General features: G+C 45.2%; 14 protein-coding genes. 3 read left to right on the top strand and 11 right to left on the bottom strand.

The annotated features are described in order from the left end of the window. Positions 1-30 precede the first annotated feature (30 nt). The 5 genes from BJR36_RS07305 to BJR36_RS07285 form a co-directional block, all read right to left on the bottom strand. Positions 31-1,248: a cell wall hydrolase gene (locus tag BJR36_RS07305; RefSeq protein ID WP_091232237.1), complete on the bottom strand. Its 1,218-nt coding sequence runs from the start codon at positions 1,246-1,248 to the stop codon at positions 31-33. Positions 1,249-2,308: 1,060 nt separating this feature from the next. Then, entirely contained in the window at positions 2,309-3,082 is a 774-nt protein-coding gene (locus BJR36_RS07300) for a TrmH family RNA methyltransferase (RefSeq protein WP_091232234.1), read from the bottom strand. A 45-nt stretch (positions 3,083-3,127) separates the two neighbouring features. Continuing rightward, positions 3,128-3,781, bottom strand: coding sequence for a potassium channel family protein (locus BJR36_RS07295; RefSeq protein ID WP_091232232.1), 654 nt, complete (start codon positions 3,779-3,781; stop codon positions 3,128-3,130). Between the two features lie 106 nt (positions 3,782-3,887). Then, positions 3,888-4,862 carry a 6-phosphofructokinase gene (gene pfkA / locus BJR36_RS07290; RefSeq protein ID WP_091232230.1) on the bottom strand — a complete coding sequence of 325 codons (975 nt, stop codon included), beginning with the start codon at positions 4,860-4,862 and terminating at the stop codon, positions 3,888-3,890. A 179-nt stretch (positions 4,863-5,041) separates the two neighbouring features. Beyond that, positions 5,042-8,524 (bottom strand): DNA polymerase III subunit alpha, encoded by a 3,483-nt coding sequence (locus BJR36_RS07285; protein WP_091232228.1) that lies wholly within the window; start codon positions 8,522-8,524, stop codon positions 5,042-5,044. Between the two features lie 275 nt (positions 8,525-8,799). On the opposite strand from BJR36_RS07285, the gene BJR36_RS07280 reads away from it, so the two are divergent. Together BJR36_RS07280 and BJR36_RS07275 are read left to right on the top strand one after the other, a co-directional pair. Next, positions 8,800-9,243 (top strand): Fur family transcriptional regulator, encoded by a 444-nt coding sequence (locus tag BJR36_RS07280; protein ID WP_091232225.1) that lies wholly within the window; start codon positions 8,800-8,802, stop codon positions 9,241-9,243. Between the two features lie 167 nt (positions 9,244-9,410). Beyond that, positions 9,411-9,953, top strand: coding sequence for an NADH peroxidase (locus BJR36_RS07275; RefSeq protein WP_091232223.1), 543 nt, complete (start codon positions 9,411-9,413; stop codon positions 9,951-9,953). Between the two features lie 66 nt (positions 9,954-10,019). On the opposite strand, the gene BJR36_RS07270 is transcribed toward BJR36_RS07275, so the two are convergent. The 4 genes from BJR36_RS07270 to BJR36_RS07255 all read right to left on the bottom strand — a co-directional run bounded on the left by BJR36_RS07270 (position 10,020) and on the right by BJR36_RS07255 (position 18,712). After that, positions 10,020-10,595, bottom strand: a complete 576-nt coding sequence (locus tag BJR36_RS07270; RefSeq protein ID WP_169823619.1) for a DUF937 domain-containing protein — start codon at positions 10,593-10,595, stop codon at positions 10,020-10,022. A 316-nt stretch (positions 10,596-10,911) separates the two neighbouring features. Continuing rightward, positions 10,912-16,689, bottom strand: a complete 5,778-nt coding sequence (locus tag BJR36_RS07265) for a glycoside hydrolase domain-containing protein (RefSeq protein WP_169823618.1) — start codon at positions 16,687-16,689, stop codon at positions 10,912-10,914. A gap of 64 nt (positions 16,690-16,753) precedes the next feature. Then, positions 16,754-16,993, bottom strand: a complete 240-nt coding sequence (locus BJR36_RS07260) for a hypothetical protein (RefSeq protein ID WP_091232216.1) — start codon at positions 16,991-16,993, stop codon at positions 16,754-16,756. Positions 16,994-17,113: 120 nt separating this feature from the next. Then, positions 17,114-18,712 (bottom strand): DEAD/DEAH box helicase, encoded by a 1,599-nt coding sequence (locus BJR36_RS07255; protein ID WP_091232215.1) that lies wholly within the window; start codon positions 18,710-18,712, stop codon positions 17,114-17,116. Positions 18,713-19,106: 394 nt separating this feature from the next. Here BJR36_RS07255 and trhA point away from each other — a divergent pair, with 394 nt between their 5' ends. Next, entirely contained in the window at positions 19,107-19,787 is a 681-nt protein-coding gene (trhA, locus tag BJR36_RS07250) for a PAQR family membrane homeostasis protein TrhA (protein WP_091232212.1), read from the top strand. A 32-nt stretch (positions 19,788-19,819) separates the two neighbouring features. Here trhA and BJR36_RS07245 read toward each other — a convergent pair whose 3' ends face one another. Next, positions 19,820-20,080 carry a GIY-YIG nuclease family protein gene (locus tag BJR36_RS07245; protein WP_091232210.1) on the bottom strand — a complete coding sequence of 87 codons (261 nt, stop codon included), beginning with the start codon at positions 20,078-20,080 and terminating at the stop codon, positions 19,820-19,822. Positions 20,081-20,723: 643 nt separating this feature from the next. Then, positions 20,724-21,083, bottom strand: a complete 360-nt coding sequence (locus BJR36_RS07240; protein WP_091232208.1) for a hypothetical protein — start codon at positions 21,081-21,083, stop codon at positions 20,724-20,726. Between the last annotated feature and the right edge of the window lie 50 nt (positions 21,084-21,133).

Below are 21,133 nucleotides of genomic sequence, written 5' to 3'. Positions count from 1 at the left end.
CAGTAGTCATGGAGCTGCAGCCCCTTGATTTTAGTGGAAAACGTGATTTCCTATGATTGTATATGATGAGTAGGAACCTAAGTTCGCGCTGCTTACAGTTCTGAAATGAAGGTATCCGCCTACATTGTTCGTTCCTGCCAGGGCATCATTCGCTGCCTGGACGCATGCTGAGCTTACGCCCTTTGCGATTACGCCTGAAAGTCTTCCAACGGTTGAGAACTGACCTGACTGATAAATAACGCCGCTGATCGTGTTCGGGTATCTTCCGCTTCTGACTCTGTTTAAAATGACATTTGCAACTGCGAGCTTTCCTTCGTAGGATTCTCCGCCCGCTTCCATCTGAATGATTCCCGCCATAAGCGTTACGTCATCATAAGAAGCCGATGTTGCTGCCTGTGTGGTAGTAGCCACACTCTTGTTTTTTGCTGCTACCGCCGCTTTCGCTTCTGCCGCTGCCTTTGCTGCAGCTTCTGCTGCCGCTTTCTCTTCTGCTGCCCTGATTGCAGCCTGTTCTTCTTCTATCGAAATGGCTTTTCCCAAAACCAGTTCAACGCTTGCATATGCGCTTGCGATATATCCTGTATTTCCTGACGAGAGCTGTACTGTTACCCACTGACCGTCATTTGCTGTTGCCGTATATGTCTGGCCTGCTGCAGCAAGTTCGAAAACGCCTGCTGTTTCTGAAGGCTCTTTCCTCACCCTTAACGTCTGGGTATTGACTGTCGCTGTAAGCTTTCCATCTCTGTTTGCTACCGCTTCGGCATCCTGTTCAAAAGCAAGATATTCATTATTCACAAATCCCTGCACCGATCCCGAACTGATTCTTGTCCAGACATCTCCTCTTTCAAGGATATCCGCTGCCGCTCCTTTATAAAGCTTTCCGACTATCGCAGATGCTTCATCAGCTGTTTCCCTGATGTTTGCAAATTCTGCCACATTTGCCATTACTCGGTTAGCCCATGGCGACTGTGCCGCCATTACCATTTCAGCCCTGTAGGCTTCAACAGTTGCGATGACCGTATCCTGGTCCTGAGCGATTGCCTGCTCTTTTTTTATCTTTGCATCAATTAATTCCGTCAATTCTGTTTCTACATATGCAAAATCTTCACTACACTGAATTGTTTCTGTCACATTCTGATTAGTATCAGCAGCAGCAGCCTGTTGTGTGTTTCCTGCAAAAGCAGTTGTTATCATCATAGCGAGTGCCATAATGCCACTTGTGACTACCTTTCTGTTTCCTAAATTCATATTTGACCTCCTGACCAATTGTTATGTTTGATAAATTTCCAATACATAGCTTCCCGGCAACATGGTTTATATTCATGCGCCATTCTGCAAACTGTTGAATCGTATTGTGCAAATTAATTCAATTCTATTACAATTGTTACGAATTTATTACGAAGTAATTGTAACAAACTTAACATTTTTTGTCAACCCCTGTCTTCTTCCCCTCCCGAAACCCCAGTGTTTATGCGGGTTTCAGAACCCTTCATGTTTTTGTAAACAGACTATTTTTCATTTATTCCAGGCAGAATACCTCTCAAAATCAAAGCATCAAGAGTTTCGTTTACGAAGCTCTTGTACTAATGCGCAGCCGCTTCTGCGACATATTCTTCTTGCGCGTCATGCGCCTCTCTTGAAGTGTTTTGATTTATAGTAAATTCAAGGAATTTTTCATAAAGACTAGCAACTGCAGGTCATCTTTGCTCATGGGCCGGAATATCTCCTGGCAATAACGAAAATGCAGGCAAAAAAGAACTTTTTATCATGCACAATATCAGCGTATTTCAGCCCGTAGAGAAAAAAACAGGGCACATGTGGCGGTAGCACATTCCATGCTTATCTCCATATACAACATTTTGAAGTATGGCGAAAGCTATAAAGAACTTGGCTGAGACTACTAGAACCATTGCAACAAAGAAACGTTTTCATAATAAAAGCCCTCTTGTAACGTTCGGCTTAGTCAATTTGCACAGCCACCAACTGCTGCACAGTGATACAAAACATGAATTGATGAGCAGCTTTATGAAGACGTTGGTACTTAGGCCGCGTGTTTTGCGGCCTTACGTACCACTACGTCTTCATCTAAGCGAGAGCGCGCTGCGAGTCAACATGTTTTGTATCACGTCCTCATTCGAAAACCTGTGCAAATTGGCTTTTGACACTCCTAGAATAAAGAGTCTGCCTTGGCAGACTCTCGCGCCGAGCGCGGTCGCTTTTGCGACGTGATTCCCATCGCGCGAGTGCGCTTCCACGCGGAGCGTTTTTTATCTCATAGGACGAACTTTCCTATGAGATAAAAAAAAGCCTACCGTCTCTGACGGTAGGCTTCATACATCAATATGGATGCAGCGATCGCTGCATTTAAGGATTCAACGCTTCCCTCCATGGGGATTCTGATCAGGCGGTCGGCTTTCGAAGACAGTTCCCCGCTCAGTCCGTTCCCTTCATTCCCGATCATGAAGGCAGTTCCATTTTTATAATTTTCCCTGTCATAATCATTTTTTCCATCAAGGTGGGCCGCATAGGTCGTAATGCCGTTTTCATGCAAAGCCGGCAGAACAGAGGCCAGATCCTCCACATAGATAAAAGGCATCCGGTATATGGATCCCATTGTCGACCGGATTGTCTTGGGGTTGTAGATATCTACCGAGTTTCTGCTCAGCAGGATTCCCGTTACGCCTGCGCCCTCTCCGGTACGGAATATAGTGCCGAGATTTCCAGGGTCCTGAAGATTCTCTATGAGGACCAGATGCGGATTTCTGCTCGCCAGGATCTCTTCGATGGTGTAATGATACTGCCTGATCAGGCACAGGATGCCCTGGGGAGTCTGGGTGTCGCTGACCAGCTTGAATATGTGGTCTGACACGGTTTCAAACTCCAGTCCTTCAAGCATTGCAGGCGTATCCGCTTTTGCATAGAAGGTTTCTGAGACATAGGTCTTGATGATCCTGTCTCTCGGCGCTTCCCGGAACATCCGGATCCCCTCGACCAGGAAAAGATCCTGTTCCGTTCTTGCCTTGGATTTCCTTCCGATCTGTATCAAATTTTTAATCTGTTGATTTGCTGCAGACGTTATCATTTCGCACCCTATTCCTGTTTTATATTCCCTGTTTTATATTTCTGTTTATCTCTGTCTGATTTTTCTCAGTGAATCATTATTTCCAACAAGCACGAGGGTATCATCTGCTTCCAGAGGCGCATCAGGATTCAGATCGACATCCAGATTATCGCCCTTCTTCACAGCAATCACATTCACCCCGTACTGGTCCCTGATATTCAGTTCCCTGAGGCTGCTTCCCACCCATGCTTTCGGAATACCCATCTCAGCCATGCTGAAGGTAGCAGAAAGTTCCACGAGATCGACAAAGTTTCCTGAGATCATGTTATGGGCAGTCCTTACGCCCATTTCCTTTTCCGGGAAGATGATGGCGTCAGCGCCTACTTTTTTCAAAACAGTTGCATGTCTTTCGTTCTGTGCCTTTGCGATGACATAGTTCACGCCAAGCTCTTTCGCGAGGATTGTAGCCATAATACTTGCCTCCAGGTTATCTGAAATCGCGACTACCGCTCCGTCCAGATTGCTGATACCCAGGGACTGAAGAACATCCGGATCAGTTACGTCCGCTTTTACCGCATAGGTCACTATGTCCGCAATTTCCTGAATCTTCTCTTCATTGTTGTCTACTGCCAACACTTCGCATCCGCTTTTTGCCAATGTTTCTGCCACACTGTATCCAAACTTGCCCAAACCAAAAACCGCAAACTCCTTATTAGCCATTTTACTAATCTCCTTATAATAAAAAAACTGTGGCACCACCTTCAGCCTGTGAAGGTAGTGCCAGGATTACTCAGGTCAATGCGCTGCTGCACATTCCTTAATCATGCTATACTGCAAGCATTTTGCTTACTTCATACTGGTATTCTGAAATGCCTTTTGTCATGGCGAGTGCTTCGTTGATGTCGAAATCTACATAATCGCCGTCCCTGTAGCCTACTACACGGTTTGTCTCTCCTGCGCATAAAAGATCTACCGCAAGGGCACCCATCATGGATGCATACACCCTGTCTTTGGCAGTCGGGCTTCCGCCACGCTGCATATGTCCAAGGATTGTAGCTCTTGTTTCAATGCCTGTTGCCGCTTCGATTCTCTTTGCCATGCTTGATGAATGTCCGATGCCTTCTGCATTTATGATGATATGATGCTTTTTGCCTTTTTTCCTGTTTTTGATGATGTTGTTGATCAGCTGCTGCTCATCGTATTCATATTTTTCAGGAAGGAGGATGTCTTCCGCACCGTTGGCGATACCGCACCAGAGTGCGATGTATCCTGCATGTCTACCCATAACTTCAATGATGCTGCATCTTTCATGGGAAGTTGAAGTATCCCTGACCTTATCGATTGCTTCCATAGCAGTGTTTACCGCTGTGTCAAAACCGATTGTATATTCTGTACAAGCGATATCAAGATCGATTGTTCCTGGAAGGCCTATCGTATTGATTCCAAGGTTTGCCAGCTTCTGTGCGCCTGCAAACGAACCGTCGCCGCCGATTACAACCAGGCCGTCGATTCCATGTTTTCTGCAGATCTCAGCACCCTTTGCCTGTCCCTCAGCAGTCCTGAACTCAGCACAGCGTGCCGTATACAGAACAGTTCCGCCTCGCTGGATGATATCCGAAACATCCTGCGCTCCCAGATCTACGATATCTTCATCAAGAAGTCCCGCATATCCTCTTTTAATACCTTTTACCTTTTTACCGTTTGCGATTGCTTTTCGTACTACTGCCCTTATTGCCGCATTCATTCCCGGTGCATCTCCACCACTTGTTAAAACGGCGATCGTATTGATTTCTTTCGACATACTGCTACCTCCCAGACACAAACCTGTTATGTCAATGATAATTCCTCTGTTTACATGACTATTATATTTGTTACTGTTAACGAAGTGAACAGCAACTATATTTTTTCCTGTAACAACACATAATATCACAAGTTACATTTATAACGCTTAAAGTGACACTCAATATCACGAGTTACATTTTAATTCATTTTACCGATGTTTTCAATACTCTTTTCTATAACTTTTACATTCTTTTCACCAAAGTGTTTTGAAAGCACGCCAATCAGCTCTTTACCGGCTTTCACGCCCTGGCTTTTCGGAAGTCTTTTTATGGATTTCGGAGAGGCCACGTAGATTACGATGCCGTCTTTTCCGTCAGAATCCTCAATCAGCCCGTAAAGGTTCCTCTCGGAAGCCTGAAACGTTTCCTTATCCGGAAACTGTATCCAGATTTCCTTAGGCACTTCTCCGAAAGGCATGATCTTCTCACAGATCAGCTTGCCCGGCTTGTCCTCCTCGGCTGACACGCGCCCCTTCACGAACACCTTTTCATCCTCTGTTATGAAGGCTGCGTTCGCCTCGTAGTCCCTCGGGAAAATAACGACTTCTACCGTGCCGACCAGATCCTCTATGGTTATGAAGGCCATGGCCTTGTTGTTCTTCGTGTATTTGATCGTCTTTGAGGTTATCATTCCTCCGACGATCTGTTTGGAGCCGTCCTCCACCTTGATCTGGTTCGTTTCATCGTCAAGAACAAAATCCGAAGTCAGGGCTGAAATATTCCGCCTCCACATCGCCTCATATTCCTGCAGGGGATGCCCGCTTATGTAGACGCCGAGGACCTCCTTTTCGAAGGCCAACAGAATTTCCTGAGGATATTCCCCGACATCGGGAAGTTGTATCTCAAAGTCCTTCTTCTCCTCTTCGCCCACCAGGTCGAACAGGCTCATCTGGCCTGTCATGGAATATTTCTTCTTCTGCGTGGCCTCGTCGATCAGCTGCGCATAGACCATCATGAACTGCTTCCTGGTTCCTCCCAGGGCATCAAGAGCACCTGCTTTTATAAAGCTTTCAACTGTCCTCTTATTGACCTCTTTGCCGGAAAGCCTTTCGATGAAATCCCGAAGGGAGGTAAAAGGACCGTTCTCATTCCTCTCGCCTACGATCGCTTCTATTACCGGACGGCCGATGCTTTTCAGGGCAGACAGCCCGTATCTGATGGAATTTCCCGAAACCGAGAACCTTCCTTCTCCCTCGTTGATATCCGGAGGAAGGATTTCTATGTTCATGTTTCTGCTTGTCAGGATGTATTCCGAAACTTTTGTCGGATTTTCAATCACGGAGGTCATAAGGGCCGCCATGAATTCAACCGGATAATAGTACTTCAGGTAAGCCGTCTGATAGGATACCACTGCATATGCCGCGGCATGGGATTTGTTGAAGGCATACTTTGCAAAATCCGTCATATCGTCGAAAATCTTGTTTCCTACCTTTTCGTCAATGCCGTTCTTCAGGCAGCCGGCAACCCCTTCTTCCTCATTTCCGTATACGAAATTCTGCCGTTCCTTTTCCATGACGGAAGCCTTTTTCTTGGACATGGCCCTTCGCACAAGATCGCTTCGGCCAAGGGTGTATCCTGCCAGATTACGCACAATCTGCATGACCTGTTCCTGGTATACGATACAGCCATAAGTAGGCGCCAGGATTTCCTCAAGCTGCGGGCAGTCGTATTTTATAGAAGACGGATTGTTCTTGCCCTTTATATATTTGGGTATGAAATCCATGGGGCCCGGACGGTACAGGGAGATTCCGGCTATGATATCTTCCAGGCTCTGGGGCTTTAACTCCTTCATGAAGTTCTTCATTCCGGCACTTTCGAGCTGGAACACGCCCTCTGTACGTCCCGTCCCGATTGCATCGAGGACCGCCTTGTCATTGTAGTCGATCTTAGCCAGGTCTATCTTCCTGCCGATGGACTTTTCAGCCATGCGCACCGCGTTCTGTATGACGGTGAGGGTCCTGAGCCCCAGGAAGTCCATTTTCAGCAGGCCAAGCTCCTCAAGGGTGGTCATGGTGAACTGTGTGGTGATGGATCCGTCCGCCGCCCTGGAAAGGGGCACATACTCCTGCACCGGAAGCTGGCTGATGACGACTCCCGCCGCATGCATGGAGGTATGTCTTGGCAGGCCTTCCAGCCTCATGGACATGTCTATGAGATATTTCACCTGCGGGTCATCGTTATAGAGGTTCTGGAATTCAGGATTCATCTTCAGGGCTTTCTCGATGGTAATGCCCAGCTCCATCGGAATCATCTTGGCTATGGCATCCACCATGGCATAAGGAAGATCCATGACCCTTCCCACGTCCCTAATCACGCCCTTTGCCGCCATGGTACCGAAGGTCACGATCTGCACGACCCTGTCGGTGCCGTATTTCCTTACCACGTAATCGATGACTTCCTGCCTTCTTTCGAAGCAGAAGTCGATATCGATATCAGGCATGGATACTCGTTCCGGATTCAGGAACCTTTCAAAAAGGAGGCTGTATTTCACCGGATCGATATCCGTAATTCCCAGGGTGTAGGAAACGACGCTTCCCGCAGCCGAACCACGTCCCGGCCCAACTATGATGCCATTGTCCCTTGCATATTTGATGAAGTCCCATACGATCAGGAAATAATCCACGTAACCCATTTCTTTGATGACGCCCAGCTCATATTCCAGGCGTTCCTTCAGTTCGCCCCTGTCGTCAGGGTACCGTTCCCCCAGACCCTGGAAGCAGAGATGGTTCAAATAGCTCCAGGAATCATAGCCTTCCGGCACGTCGTATTTCGGCAGCTTTGTCACGCCGAATTCGATCTCCACATTACACCTTTGGGCAATCTTATAGGTATTTTCAAGGGCCTCCAGGGCATAAGGGAAAAGCGCCTCCATCTCTTCCGGAGATTTCACAAAATACTGCCACCCCTCATAGCGCATGCGGTTCTCGTCTTCCAGCTTCTTTCCCGTCTGCAGGCAGAGAAGAATGTCATGGGCAACCGAATCGTCCGAATGGGTATAGTGGATATCGTTTGTGGCTACCAGGTCGATGCCCAGCTTCCTGCTCATCTTCATGAGCTCCTGTGCCACCACTTTCTGCTCCTGTATCCCATGATCCTGGATTTCCAGAAAAAAGTTCCCTTTTCCAAATATCTCTTCATATTTCAGGGCTGCCTTTTCAGCTTCATCAAGGAGTCCTTTCAGTATATACCTCTGGACTTCCCCGCCGAGGCAGGCACTCAGCGCAATAATTCCCTTGTGATGCTTTTTCAATATTTCGGCGTCGACCCTGGGCTTGTAGTAGAAGCCTTCCACAAATCCTGAGGAAACGATCTTCATCAGATTGTCATAGCCTTCATTGTTTTCCGCAAGGAGCACCAGATGGTAATACCTGTCCTCTCCCCCGCTAATCTCTTTGTCAAACCTGGAATTCGGGGCCACATAGACCTCACAGCCTATGATCGGCTTGATTCCGGCTTTTTTTGCCTCTTTATAGAAATCGATGACGCCGAACATTACCCCGTGATCAGTGATCGCCGCGCTGTCCATACCGAGTTCTTTGACTCTTGCAACATATTCTTTTATCTTGTTTGACCCGTCCAGCAGACTGTATTCCGTATGGACATGTAAATGGGTAAAATTCATTTTGTCACCTCCTGATAATCTGCTTTATTGTATCACAAACAGGCACAGACTTACAACGGCACTGATGCCGAAAACACCCGCGATATTTACCCTTTCTTATGGGATATTTTACACCATTGCCGTCCACTATGCGACCAGCAGCTTTACGCCTGTACCAGAATCGGAGGATGCGTCTTTTCCATTGACATATTTAAGAGCAGATATTATAATAAAACAGTAATAATTATTGTTATTAAGAAGCCATAGTGATATGGATTTCTAAGGAGGAGCAAACTATGACCACCTTAAAATACAGCCGCCAGAGAGAAGCAATCAAAGATTTCCTTGCTGGCAGAAAAGACCACCCGACTGCGGATACGGTCTATACGAATATGCGCGGACAGTTCCCGAACATCAGCCTCGGAACTGTTTACCGGAACCTTGCTCTGCTGTCTGAAATAGGCGAGATCGCTAAAATCAGTACCGGAGAAGGCGCTGAACGCTTCGACGGAAACCCCGTGGATCATTACCATTTCGTCTGCACAGGCTGTCATTCCGTTTCAGATCTTGAGATGCCCGAAATAGCCCATATCAATATTCTGGCAGGCCAGAATTTCGATGGTGAGATCAAAGGCCATGTTGCCTATTTCTACGGACTATGCGGAGACTGCGCAAGAAAACAAAAGGCCAGCCATGCAAAGAAATCGAAGCAGGATACTATTTTTCAAAAAATCCGGTAAATATATTGACATTCTGAAATTTATATGATAAATTAATATCAGTAATAATTACTATTATTAATTATTGCATTAAAATTGAGATGAACGGTTGAAACGAAAAATCCCAAACCGTCCTTCATACACATTACAGAACTAAAATATCAGATGAAAGAAAAGGAGATTTTAAAATGAAAAAATTCGTATGTCAGATTTGTGGTTATGTTCATGAGGGAGACTCAGCACCTGAGTTCTGCCCAACCTGCAAAGCACCAGCTTCAAAATTCACAGAACAGTCAGGTGATCTTGCCTGGGCTGATGAGCACGTTGTAGGAGTTGCACAGGGCGTAAGCGAAGATATTATAAAAGATTTAAGAATGAACTTTGATGGCGAATGCAGCGAAGTAGGAATGTACCTTGCTATGTCAAGAGTCGCTTTCAGAGAAGGCTATCCTGAAATCGGCCTCTACTATGAAAAAGCTGCTTTCGAAGAAGCAGAACATGCATCAAAATTTGCTGAACTTCTTGGTGAAGTCGTAACTGACAGCACAAAGAAAAATCTTGAGCTCAGAGTTGCTGCTGAAAACGGTGCATGCGCAGGCAAAAAAGACCTGGCTACCCGTGCAAAAGCTGCAAACCTGGATGCAATCCATGATACAGTTCATGAAATGGCAAAAGATGAAGCGCGTCACGGAAAGGCATTCAAAGGCCTTCTTGACAGATACTTCAGCTAAGATTATGACGCCGGCACGAATGCCGGCTTATACAAAAAGGCAACCGCACAAGCGGTTGCCTTTTTGCTATTTTTTGAACAGTCCGCCCAGCAGATTTCCGATATCATCCATAATATCTCCATCCTTGTCGGAATCAAGCAGGTTCGTGACAACGCCCATGATGCCGCTGCCGCCTCCCTGGCTGAGGAGTCCGCTGAGCATGCCGCCAAGTCCCGATGAATCCAGGTTCTGCTGCTGTTTCTGCTTTCCCAGCGCTCCCATCAGAAGGGGTGCCAGCTGGGTCATAATACCCGAGACCTGTCCCGTCTGCAGTCCCGTCTGTTTTGCAAGGTTGTTCTCTACCCTTGCATCATTGCCTGCGAAGATATGTTTCAGCATTTTCGCCCCGTCATCCATGTTGACGTTCTTCAAAAACCCATCAATATCATCGACGTCTTCATCCTTATGCTGTTCCAGAGCTTTGTTCAGGGCCTCTGCGCCTTCCGGTGTACCTGCATTCCGTTCCATTGCCTTGAGCAGCGCCGGCATTCCGAGCTTTGCAAGCTGCTGCACCTTTTCCGGTTCGACACCCGCTGTTGTTCCCAGCTTCTTAAGGGTATCCGGATTGTTGATCTGTTCAGTAATCAGTTTTAAAATATCCATGATATACCTCCTTTGATCTATCCTCATCTCTGCGTTTCGACCGCCAATACCTGGCCTTGTACTTGGCCTTGTTCTTGGCCTTGTACTTGTCCTTTTCCTCGTCCGCATCCTTATCCTAGTCCGGAAGGACCTGAAATTCCGGACTTTCTATGTAAGAACATTATACCACGTAATTCTTTTCTTTCCATATATAAAGCAGAAAACAGGAGCACATTACTGTTCTCTCTCCAAACCAGCAACAAGAGCCCTTTCCGTTTTTACCCGGAAAGGGCTCCTGCAATTGATTTATTCTGCTATTCGTTTCATTAGCAAGTCCTTACAGACCAAAATCGCTCATAATTTCTTTGAATTCCGGTGAATTCGCAAATCCATTCAGGATGTCTGCACGGCTTACGTTCTCACTCATTCTCTTCAAGTGGTAATCAAGTCCTCCCTGATCATATTCCCTTCCCATAAAGGTCTGGTAAAGGACTTTCACATAGTCTTCATTTGAAAGCTTCCTGTCTTCAAATTCTGACGAGAAGATAAAGTTCTGGGCAGCCTGTACAGGGGTTACGTTTTTCGCAAGGATTTCTCTTGCATAGTATTCCAGCCCATTAGTTTCCGCCGCTCTTCCCAAAGCCTTCGTATATATACGGGATATAAACATGGTCAAGCCGGCATTCTGGTTTCTGGCTTCCTCCAGCACCATGGATCCACGTTCGATTCCATAGGAACTGCAGATATCTGTATATTCTTCCGATTCCACAAATCCACGGAATACAAATTCTCTGGAAACTCCGTTGTCAAGCATATCCAGCCAGTAAGCCTTTCCGCCTTCATCAGAGCCGCGTCCCATAAAGGTCTGGTATAATACTTCGATGTAGTCTCCGTTGCTCAGGTTTTTGCCTGTAAACTCAGGGCTGAAGATAAAGCCTTTTCCTACATCCGCTCCGGATGATGCATGGGAGTTGAGGTTATCTGTATAGAAGGAAATCTCCTCATCCGCTGCAGTCCTTTCAAGGACCTTGGAATAAAGCCTTAAGACAAACTCCCTTACTTTATCAGCAGGTGTTACAATAACCTCTTCTGCTGGTACAAGTGCAGTTATGGCTGCTTTAAGTTCGTTCTCTGCGCTGTTGATCTGAACCTGTGCAGCACTCAGGTCATTTTTAACTGTGTCTGCTTCTGCAAGGGCTGCTTCAAATGCGTCAAGGCTCTCTTCCGTATATTTTGTCCTGTCGACGCCGTTTGCAGTCTGGATTGTTGTTTCCAGGGCCGTTCTGCTTACACGGCCGTTAGCGTTGTCAACTTCACCCAGCTTGAATTTAGCCTGGACAATATAACAGAGATCCGTTGTGACTCCACCGGTCCAGGACAATGAAAACGCCTGATCCCAGTGTCCGTAGGAATCCATAATAAAGGTTCCGTCAGACTGTACGACGATTCCGGCATATCCTGTGTCTCCGGATTTGGCATTGTTTGCAAAGTCTTCTTTCAGAAGAATTCTGTATTCTCCTTCGTTCTGCTGTATCAGGTCTTCATATGTACCGACCCATGCTACCCAGTCTCCTGCCATCCAGTCATTTGATTCAATCAGTCCATCTTTGTCGTAATCCAAGGTGATTTCACGGAATGTAATGACAAGGCGTCCGCTTACAGGATCGTATACAGCCTTGTGCCTTTCACCCTGGAGGGATCCATGAAGTTCTTCAGGTCTGCTCCATGTCTCGCCTTCGTCATCTGAATAGAACATAACAGATTTATGCATATGTGACTGGCTTCTTGCAAGTCCAACTATCCTTCTTCCATCCGGCGAGCGGAACATTCCGACTTCACAGATCTGGTAAGTTGATTCGATTGAACGGTAGCTGCTAAGGTATGGAACTGGTTCGCTCCACTGTTCGTTTCCGTTTTCGTCAAAAGTCAGATAGGTTTTGTAATTTACATAGCCAAAGTCGTGGTATACACCCATCCATTTGTCGATCAGGTTTCCGTTGGCATCTTTCATCTGCACAAGACTTGCCATTGGTACAATTGTCTTGTTAGGTGTCGTTCCAATATTGGTGTACCAGTGTTTGTATTCTGTAAAGGTTTCTCCGCCGTCATCAGAATAGGAAGTATTCCAGCCAGTAGTGCCGTCTCCCCATCCAGGACAGCCTGTGATCATCATGATCCTTTCTGTACCATTCTTCAGATTCAGCTTGAACATAGTCGGTGTTTCCATGGATCTTGCCCATGAAGAAGGAGTTTCCTTTTCCACCCATGTAGCACCGCCGTCATAGCTCTTCTTGAGCACAAGAGGGCCTTTTCCGTGTCCAATCGGATAAGCTGTAAGCAATGATACGCCGTCATTCAGCAGCACCATATCCGGCTGACCCAGATACTGGCGGTCAGTACCTTTGCCGTTTTCAATTGTTGAAATGTGTTTTTCATCCAGCCTGTACTGCGGAATCGTGTACTGGATCTGCAGGCGCGTTGTAACGCTGATTGTAACCGTTTCTGACAATCCTGTCGCTGCATTCTCAACCGTGATGACTGCGGTTCCTTTTCCTTTCGCTGTAACCAGACCTGTTTCACTGACTGTGGCAACCTGCGTATTGCCGGACTGGTAGGTAAGAGTCTTGTCAGCGTTATCGGACTGTATGGCTGCATTGATCTGGTAAGTGTCACCTGTTGAAAGGTTCTTTGTGGATTCTGCAACGCTGATACCATTGAAAACAGGCAGCGTGCTGATTTCCTGCTCGGTCAGGGCACGGTTAAATACTTTGACCTCATCTATCATACCTGCAAATCCGCGACCGCCGATTACCTTGGTAGGTGCGATAACAGGTGTTCTTGTATTCTGGTCCCATTCATTTGTGCCAACAAGCGTTCCATCGATATACAGCTTCAGGGCAGAAGCTGAACTTACAAATGTTACATGTTTCCAGGTATTTCTTGGCAACTGATAATTCTGTGTCGAATATCCTTCTACGATATGAATCGACATTTTTGCTACTGAAGCATCACGGCGGGCATCAATGGAAACTGAGCCGTTCTGTGAGCTGGCATTTGTAAATGCCTTTCCATCCCAGAAAATGGATGAGGTTTCGTTTGTTTCTTCATAATTGACCCAGCAGGATACTGTCCAGTTCTTGCTAAGGGTCACTGGAGAAGTGATTTCCAGTTTGTCTTCTTTTGCAAAACGGAGCGCTGTTCCGCTTCTTCCATTCACAACCGTTCCGCCTGTGAGGACGCCGTCTGCATTTCCCCAGCTGTCAGTTACCGCTGTTCCTTCAACATCGTCAAAGGAATAATAGGATGTCTGTGCTGCAGTATCAATTGATGCATTGGCTACTGTAATAGTGATTTTTACGGTCTTTGTCGGATCAGCCTGTGAAGCCGCAGTAATTTCCGCTGTACCAGCTGCTTTTGCTGTAACGAGTCCATTTGCATCCACAGCAGCAATGCCTGCGTTTGAAGAAGACCAGTTTACATATGGGTTGATCAGTGTAGCTGGCAGAACCTGTGCATGAAGCTGGGAAGTTGATCCTGTCGTTAAGGAAAGGGTGTTTCCTTCCTGCATGGATATAGATTCGACTGCTGTTGTACCAGTTTTAAGCACATTGATATAGGTTGCAGAAAGGGTCTGAATATCTGCTTTTATGTTGTCCATATCGGCAGAAACAGCTGCCTTGCCTTCTGCAGTCAGGTAATAGCCTGAAGATGCATAACTGCCTTTTACCGTTGCCATCAAAGCATCCACTTCGGCTGCGAGTGTAGGGGCATTTTTCCTGATCAGCATCAGTTTATTGACGTCCCTTACGCCTTCTGCCATTTTTTCAAGTCTTACGCTTGATTTTGAAACCGGCGTTTCAGCAGTTCTTTCATCCGGGAAGATCAGGAAGCAGTCTCCGGCCTCAAATGCGTTGTGTGTGGTATCTTCCAATGGATTCTCTACCCAGGAGTCATATGCCCATCTTAAGAAGCCCTGTCCTCCTACAGAATAGGAATACATCATGGTCCAGTAGGATTCCGATGGCGCACTCAGGGAAAAGTTTCCCGGAATATGGCCTGTACAGGAATACACCGTTGTACGGAGGCCTGCCGCCTTACGGTCTGCCAAAAGCTGTGCAAAGTCTGTTGGATGGGCTTTTACAGCTACTGAACCTACATTCAGGTCATCAACTCTCATTGCCAGGTCTTTCTTGGTCACAAAACCATCCATTGCTCCTGCTGTTTTCAGGGAGTCTCCATGGATGCCTCTTACGCTGTCGATCAAATCAAATGCCGCCGCACTGAAGCCGCGTTCATCGATACCTATATAGGTCTGGTCGAACCAGCCTTTTGCTTCCAGATGTGTCACGAAATCATTCAGGAAAAGTCTCCAGATACGTGTGTATTCCGCTGTTCCTGCTGAAGAAAAAGAAAGCATTACATTCTGTGATGTAGCTTCATCATAATATGTAAAAGAATTGTGCCATGGCGCAATGCTGTAGGCAACAATCTTATCGCCTATGCCAAGGTCCTTGTTGAACTGCACCCATTTATCAAAGCTGGTATAGTCAAAAGCAAAGGAACCGTCTGCCTTCTTTGTCCATTTTACCATGGAAGGATAATGTACTGAGTTGGCACTGTAAGTCTGTCCGCTCCATGCATCTTCCACAATTGTAGTAGTGATGGAATGTCCGCCGATTTCTTTGTACTTTAACATATGTGGCCTTAAAATTTCAAAATGTTCCTGGGAAAAAGGAGTTACATTGTAATACTCAGCTACGCTGTATGGATTCTGCCACAATTCAATGTCGAATCCATCCTTGAAAGAAGCTACATCAGTAAGAGCTGCATCCATTACTTCAAGGCTGTAGGCGAATTCCAGAGGGGTGGCAACTCCGTCTGCAGTCACCTTGATCTTTCCTGTATAGGTACCTGCCTGAGTTCCTGCCGGCACGGAAAATTCAACCCATACTGGCTGAACACTGTTGAACGGAATGGAAATTGGTGCTGACTGGTAGAGGATATCATTTGTTTCGGCTCTGCTTCCTGTTGGAACGGCTCTTGTGGTGCTGCCATAACCTGGCATGCCTGTATAAGCAAGGGCAGATTTTATAAATGTTGCCTTCACGTTTTCTTTAGCCAGGATACTGGCTCCATTCGTAAAATCAGTTGCTTCCACTTTTACGTTTGAAAGCGCTGAGCTCCTGCTGATCAGGGCTATTTCGGAAACGGCCTTATCATTTTTCCACGCATACAGGCTCTTGCTTACTACCCCAAGATTTGAAATCTCGGCATAGCGGTCCTGTGTATACTGGGTATTGGTATCTACGATGCTTCCATGGATCTGTGGATTTGCAGATGTTACAGTTACAGTGACTGTTCTGGAAATATTGTTTTTTGCAGAAGTCATTGTAATCACGGCAGTTCCGGCGGATACTGCTTCAATCAGCCCGGCTGCAGTGACAGTTGCGACTGCCGGTTTGTCAGAAGTATACACAAAATCCGTTACTTCTGCATAGTCAGGCGTTACCGTATAGCTGATCTGACTCTGTGCACCCTGAAGAATGGATAAGGACGTTTCCGCTACGGCCACGTCAGTTACCTGATAAGGTGCGTGATATACCACTACCTGTGCACAATCAATTAAATTGCTTGTGGATGAAGCATCCCTTTCACCTGTCGCTACTGCTCTGAATACATGAGGACCTTCTGCAAGTCCTGAAATTGTTGTAATCAGCGTCGAGTCAATATTTGATGAATTGTAAAGACTGAATACGCCCTTGTCCACACCATCTACATAATAGTGGACTTTACCCATAGGCCTGTTTTTGCCGGCGTAAACATCTATTTTATTGCCTACGAACTGCACTTCATACCATGTATCAGCAGTGGTTGTTCCGGCTTCGGTTCCAACAGCATTGGACCAGACATGGGCTGCATTTCCTGCACTCCAGTTACTTGAAAATGTAAATTTGTTGTTTGTTCCTGTAATTTTCGTGTGCGGAATTGTCGTGACCTCATCCGCTGCCGCTGCATAACTTACTGTTCCGACTGACTGCAGAACAGTTGTAAAGACAATAACAAAAGCCATTACAAAATGTAACAGGCGATTTTTAAAGCTCCTTGACTTTTTCATTTTTCTTTCCCCACTTCTACCTTGATAGATTTTCCAGTCTCCCATAATCCAGAATCCTGAACACTCAGCCGGCTGCTATCTTTGGCGTACCTGTACAAAACTCTGGAAACTGCAATTGCTGCCAATTAAACGATGTCTTCCATTCCTCCTTTTGCCTTCGGCCTGCTCCTTTTTTCTTCTCAAAGAAATCATATATAGTAATTATACGTAATCCTCTCTGGAAATTATTTATCTGTGCATCTATTTTCTTTGTACAATAAGCATTATTAGCGCTATCATGCGTGATTGCTCCATTAAGAATCAAAAAAAATCACCCTCCATACTGGCGGCTGCCAATATAAAAGGGTGATTTTTTATGTATTCTGTCGAACATAGCCTGTCCGGGCCTATGACTTATATAGCAGTTCAGCTATATGTCCATTTTCTACTTCTGGTTTGCTGGTTCGATATTTACTGATCTGCCTTTGATTTTTGCACTTTCCATTGCTTTGAGCACTGCAGATGCATATTCCTTAGGAACTTCAACGAATGTGTATTTGTCATACATGTCGATGCTTCCTACTAATTTTCCAGGCATTCCTGTTTCGCCTGCGATTGCTCCGAGGATATCGCCAGGACGTGCATTCTGTTTCTTTCCGATGTTTATGAAAAGACGTACCATGCCTTCTTCAGCGCCTGTATCTCCAAAATCAGTTCTGTTCGGATCAAAGCTTTCAATTGCTGATGACTGGTCTTCTCCCATGGAGAGCTTCAGGAATGCAGCAGCAAGATCCATTGAAGTGTAATCTTCTTCATTGATTCTGCTTTCGATGATGTTGATCATTTCTGTAAGATCTTCTTCGCCGATGATTGCGCTCACGCGGTCAAGGATTTTGCTTACTTTTGTTGAAGCCACATCATCTGCTGAAGGGATTGGCTGAGCAAGGATTTTTGTCTTGCAGTATTTCATGATATCTTTCAGTTTGTAGATTTCTTTTCCTGCAACGAATGAGAACGCTCTTCCCATTCTTCCGGCTCTTCCTGTTCTTCCAATTCTATGTACATAGTATTCGTCATCCTGTGGGATGTCATAGTTGAATACCGCTTCAACGTCATCAACATCGATACCTCTGGCTGCAACATCAGTTGCAACAAGGATTTCAGTCTTTCCGTTCCTGAAGCCGTTCATTACACGGTCTCGCTGGCTCTGTTTCAGGTCTCCGTGAAGTCCTTCCGCAAAGTATCCTCTTCCCTGAAGAGCGGTAACCAGCTCGTCTACCATTCTCTTTGTGTTACAGAAAACGAGAGATAATTTAGGGTCATACATGTCTAAAAGTCTTGAAAGCACTTCTTCCTTATTCTTAGGTTTTACTTCATAGTAATACTGTTCGATTTTCGGAACTGTAAGTTCTTTTTTGATTACTTTGACAAGTTCTGCATCCTTCTGGTATGTTTTCGCGATATCCATGATTGCTTTCGGCATTGTAGCTGAAAACAGGATCGTCTGTCTTTCTTCCGGGATTTCCTTTAAGATTGTTTCGATATCTTCACGGAATCCCATGTTCAGCATTTCATCAGCTTCATCAAGAGCGATCATCTTAACGCTGTCGAACTTAACTGTTTTTCTTCTCATATGATCCATTACACGGCCCGGAGTTCCGATGATGATCTGTGTTCCGGCTTTTAATGAACGGATCTGTTTCACGATATCCTGTCCGCCATAAATAGGAAGGACTTTGATTCCGTGCATGAATTTGGATAATTTCCTCATCTCTTCTGCAACCTGGATTGCAAGCTCTCTTGTAGGGCAGAGTATAACTCCCTGTAAGCTCTTATCCTTCATGTCAATCTTTTCGAGCATCGGTATACCGAAGGCTGCAGTTTTTCCAGTTCCTGTCTGCGCCTGGCCGATGAGATCCTTACCTGACAGAGCTACCGGAATCGCTTTGGTCTGAATCGGAGATGCCTCCTCAAATCCCATTGCTGTTACCGCTTTTAATATCTGTTCTGACAGACCAAGTTCATCAAATCTAACTGTTTCCATAAATACTATATTTCCTTTCTTGTTAAAAAATCTGTTTATCTACAGGTTTCTTTGCCAAGGACTATTCAATATGAGATTATAATCACCATTTATTCATATGCCTGTCTTGCAGGCCTATATATATCTCGTGCGGAATTTTTATGTCTATTTTCTCTAATTCTTCCACATTTTTCCCATAAAAAAAGCTCTTATACATAAGTTGTACAGGGCTTAAACTCAACTTTTCATTTAGTTATTAATCCAGACAAAGCATCACATATATAAAACTAACACAAATATCACAGTATGTCAAACCATTTTTTTGACTTGATTTTAATTTACTTATGTTGTAGTATTAAGCATAGATGATGTAGTTTTTAAAACTACATATAATTTTATAAGGAGGTCTTCATCCATGTCATTTAAAGAAGCTATTACCAAACCGAAAGATCCTGGAAGCGCAATCACCCATTTTATAGGAATGCTCATGGCGATATTCGCAGCTCTGCCGCTTCTGATCAAAGCTGCCGGCAACCCAGACCGCATACATCTGTTTTCACTGGCAGTCTTCATTATAAGCATGATCCTTCTGTATGCTGCCTCAACCTCATACCATACATTCAACTTTTCGCCGGAAGTCAACAAGATCCTCCGGAAAATCGACCACATGATGATATTCGTGCTGATTGCTGGTTCCTATACTCCCATATGCCTGATCGCATTGGGCGGTAAGACCGGATTCATGCTGTTTGCAGTTGTCTGGGGGATTGCTATCGGAGGCATCATCGTCAAGGCGTTCTGGATAACCTGCCCGAAATGGTTTTCATCGGTACTCTATATCGGGATGGGCTGGGCATGCGTGCTCGCTTTCACACAGCTTTTAAACTCCCTGTCAACGGCTGCTTTCATCTGGCTTCTTGCAGGAGGTCTGATCTACACTGTCGGCGGGATCATATATGCCCTGAAGCTGCCTATCTTCAATTCGAAGCATCAGTATTTCGGATCCCATGAAATCTTTCATCTTTTCGTTTTGGGTGGAAGCCTGTGCCATATCATTCTGATGTATGCCTTTATTGCGGACATGCCTGTCGTATAATCTGAAAACAAAGAGTTTCGCTTGCGAAAAAATCAGGCTGGATCCGGATTCTCAAATCCGGCTGTCAGCCTGATTTTTTCATTCCTGCCCAGCTTCTTGATTTCATTCTCACGCCTCATGGCCTCTTCCCTGGTTTCGAAGGTTTCATAATACAGGAGGCTGACCGGCCCTCTTCCCCTTGTATACTTTGCCCCCTTCCCACTGTTGTGGTCGGCAATCCTCTTTTCCAGGTTATTGGTCCATCCCGTATACAGGGATTCGTCGCTGCATTTCAATATATAGGTGTAGTTCATGATTTCTCTTCCTTTCAAAAAGGGCCCTGCAGACCACCTTTGACGGCGGAATGCAGGGCCCTTTTCTCACAAAACCGCAATTGCGGAATCATTCTCACTTGTTAAAGCGGATATTCGCAATCCGCTAAAGCTACTTGCTCATAACCTTATTACCACTTCGTGGTATTTCAGTCGGAGTTTGGACTCCTACTGAAACAAGCAAGTCCATACCCCCGCTTGAAGAAGCAGGTTATGGACTTTCTTGATAAAGTTAAATTAGTGGGAGTCAGTTGCACACTGTACCAGACAGCCTCAACCCAATTCATTCGTGCATATATTTTATTACATACGGCCGGATCCGCCTTGTTACATCCGCCCATGAAAGCCTTTATTTGTTCCACCTACAAATTATACGCGTCATAAGCAGTGTCCTTGTTCGGAATCCGGCTGATGCAAATTTTGTATAATCGTATAGAGAATAAACCAAGCCTACCGCAGTAACTCCCCTTTGTTCTGCGACCAAGTGAATGGTGATTATATGCCGTGGTCTATTTTTGTCCTCTTATAATTATACATCCCCTGAAATACGAAACCGCATTTCGATAATAATTATAACATAAACAAACAAATTCGTAAATGTTAAAAAATTTTTTTTCATTTTGCATCAGCTTTTTCCTTCTGTAAACGGATAAATATAAATAAATTTATATCCCGCAATATTTCCAATGCTCCCTCCATAATATTTATTCGGAAAAGGTTCTTCTGTTTTTCTCCCACCTCCAAACAAACCAACAAATCGATCTGTTCTGACTATATATTCATTTCCCTCTAAAGCAATAATTGGAAATGGCTGTCCTTTAACAATTGAAATTATTTTTCCCTGTGACTGAAAATAGTCAGCTACTTCCTTCAGTATTTCTTCTGTAGATTCCACCGGTTCCTTTGGTTCAATCCTGTATGCGTATTTTGGAGCTAACTCCTGCTTATATTTTTTTAAATTTTCTAATGTCTTTTCTAATTTCATTTCATAACTTCCCCTTCATTAATTAATTGGTAGTACTCCTTCATCTCTCA

It is taken from the genome of Anaerobium acetethylicum, assembly GCF_900096945.1.
In the GTDB taxonomy this organism is placed as follows: domain Bacteria; phylum Bacillota; class Clostridia; order Lachnospirales; family Lachnospiraceae; genus Anaerobium; species Anaerobium acetethylicum.
This window is presented reverse-complemented; position numbering and strand designations above follow the sequence as displayed.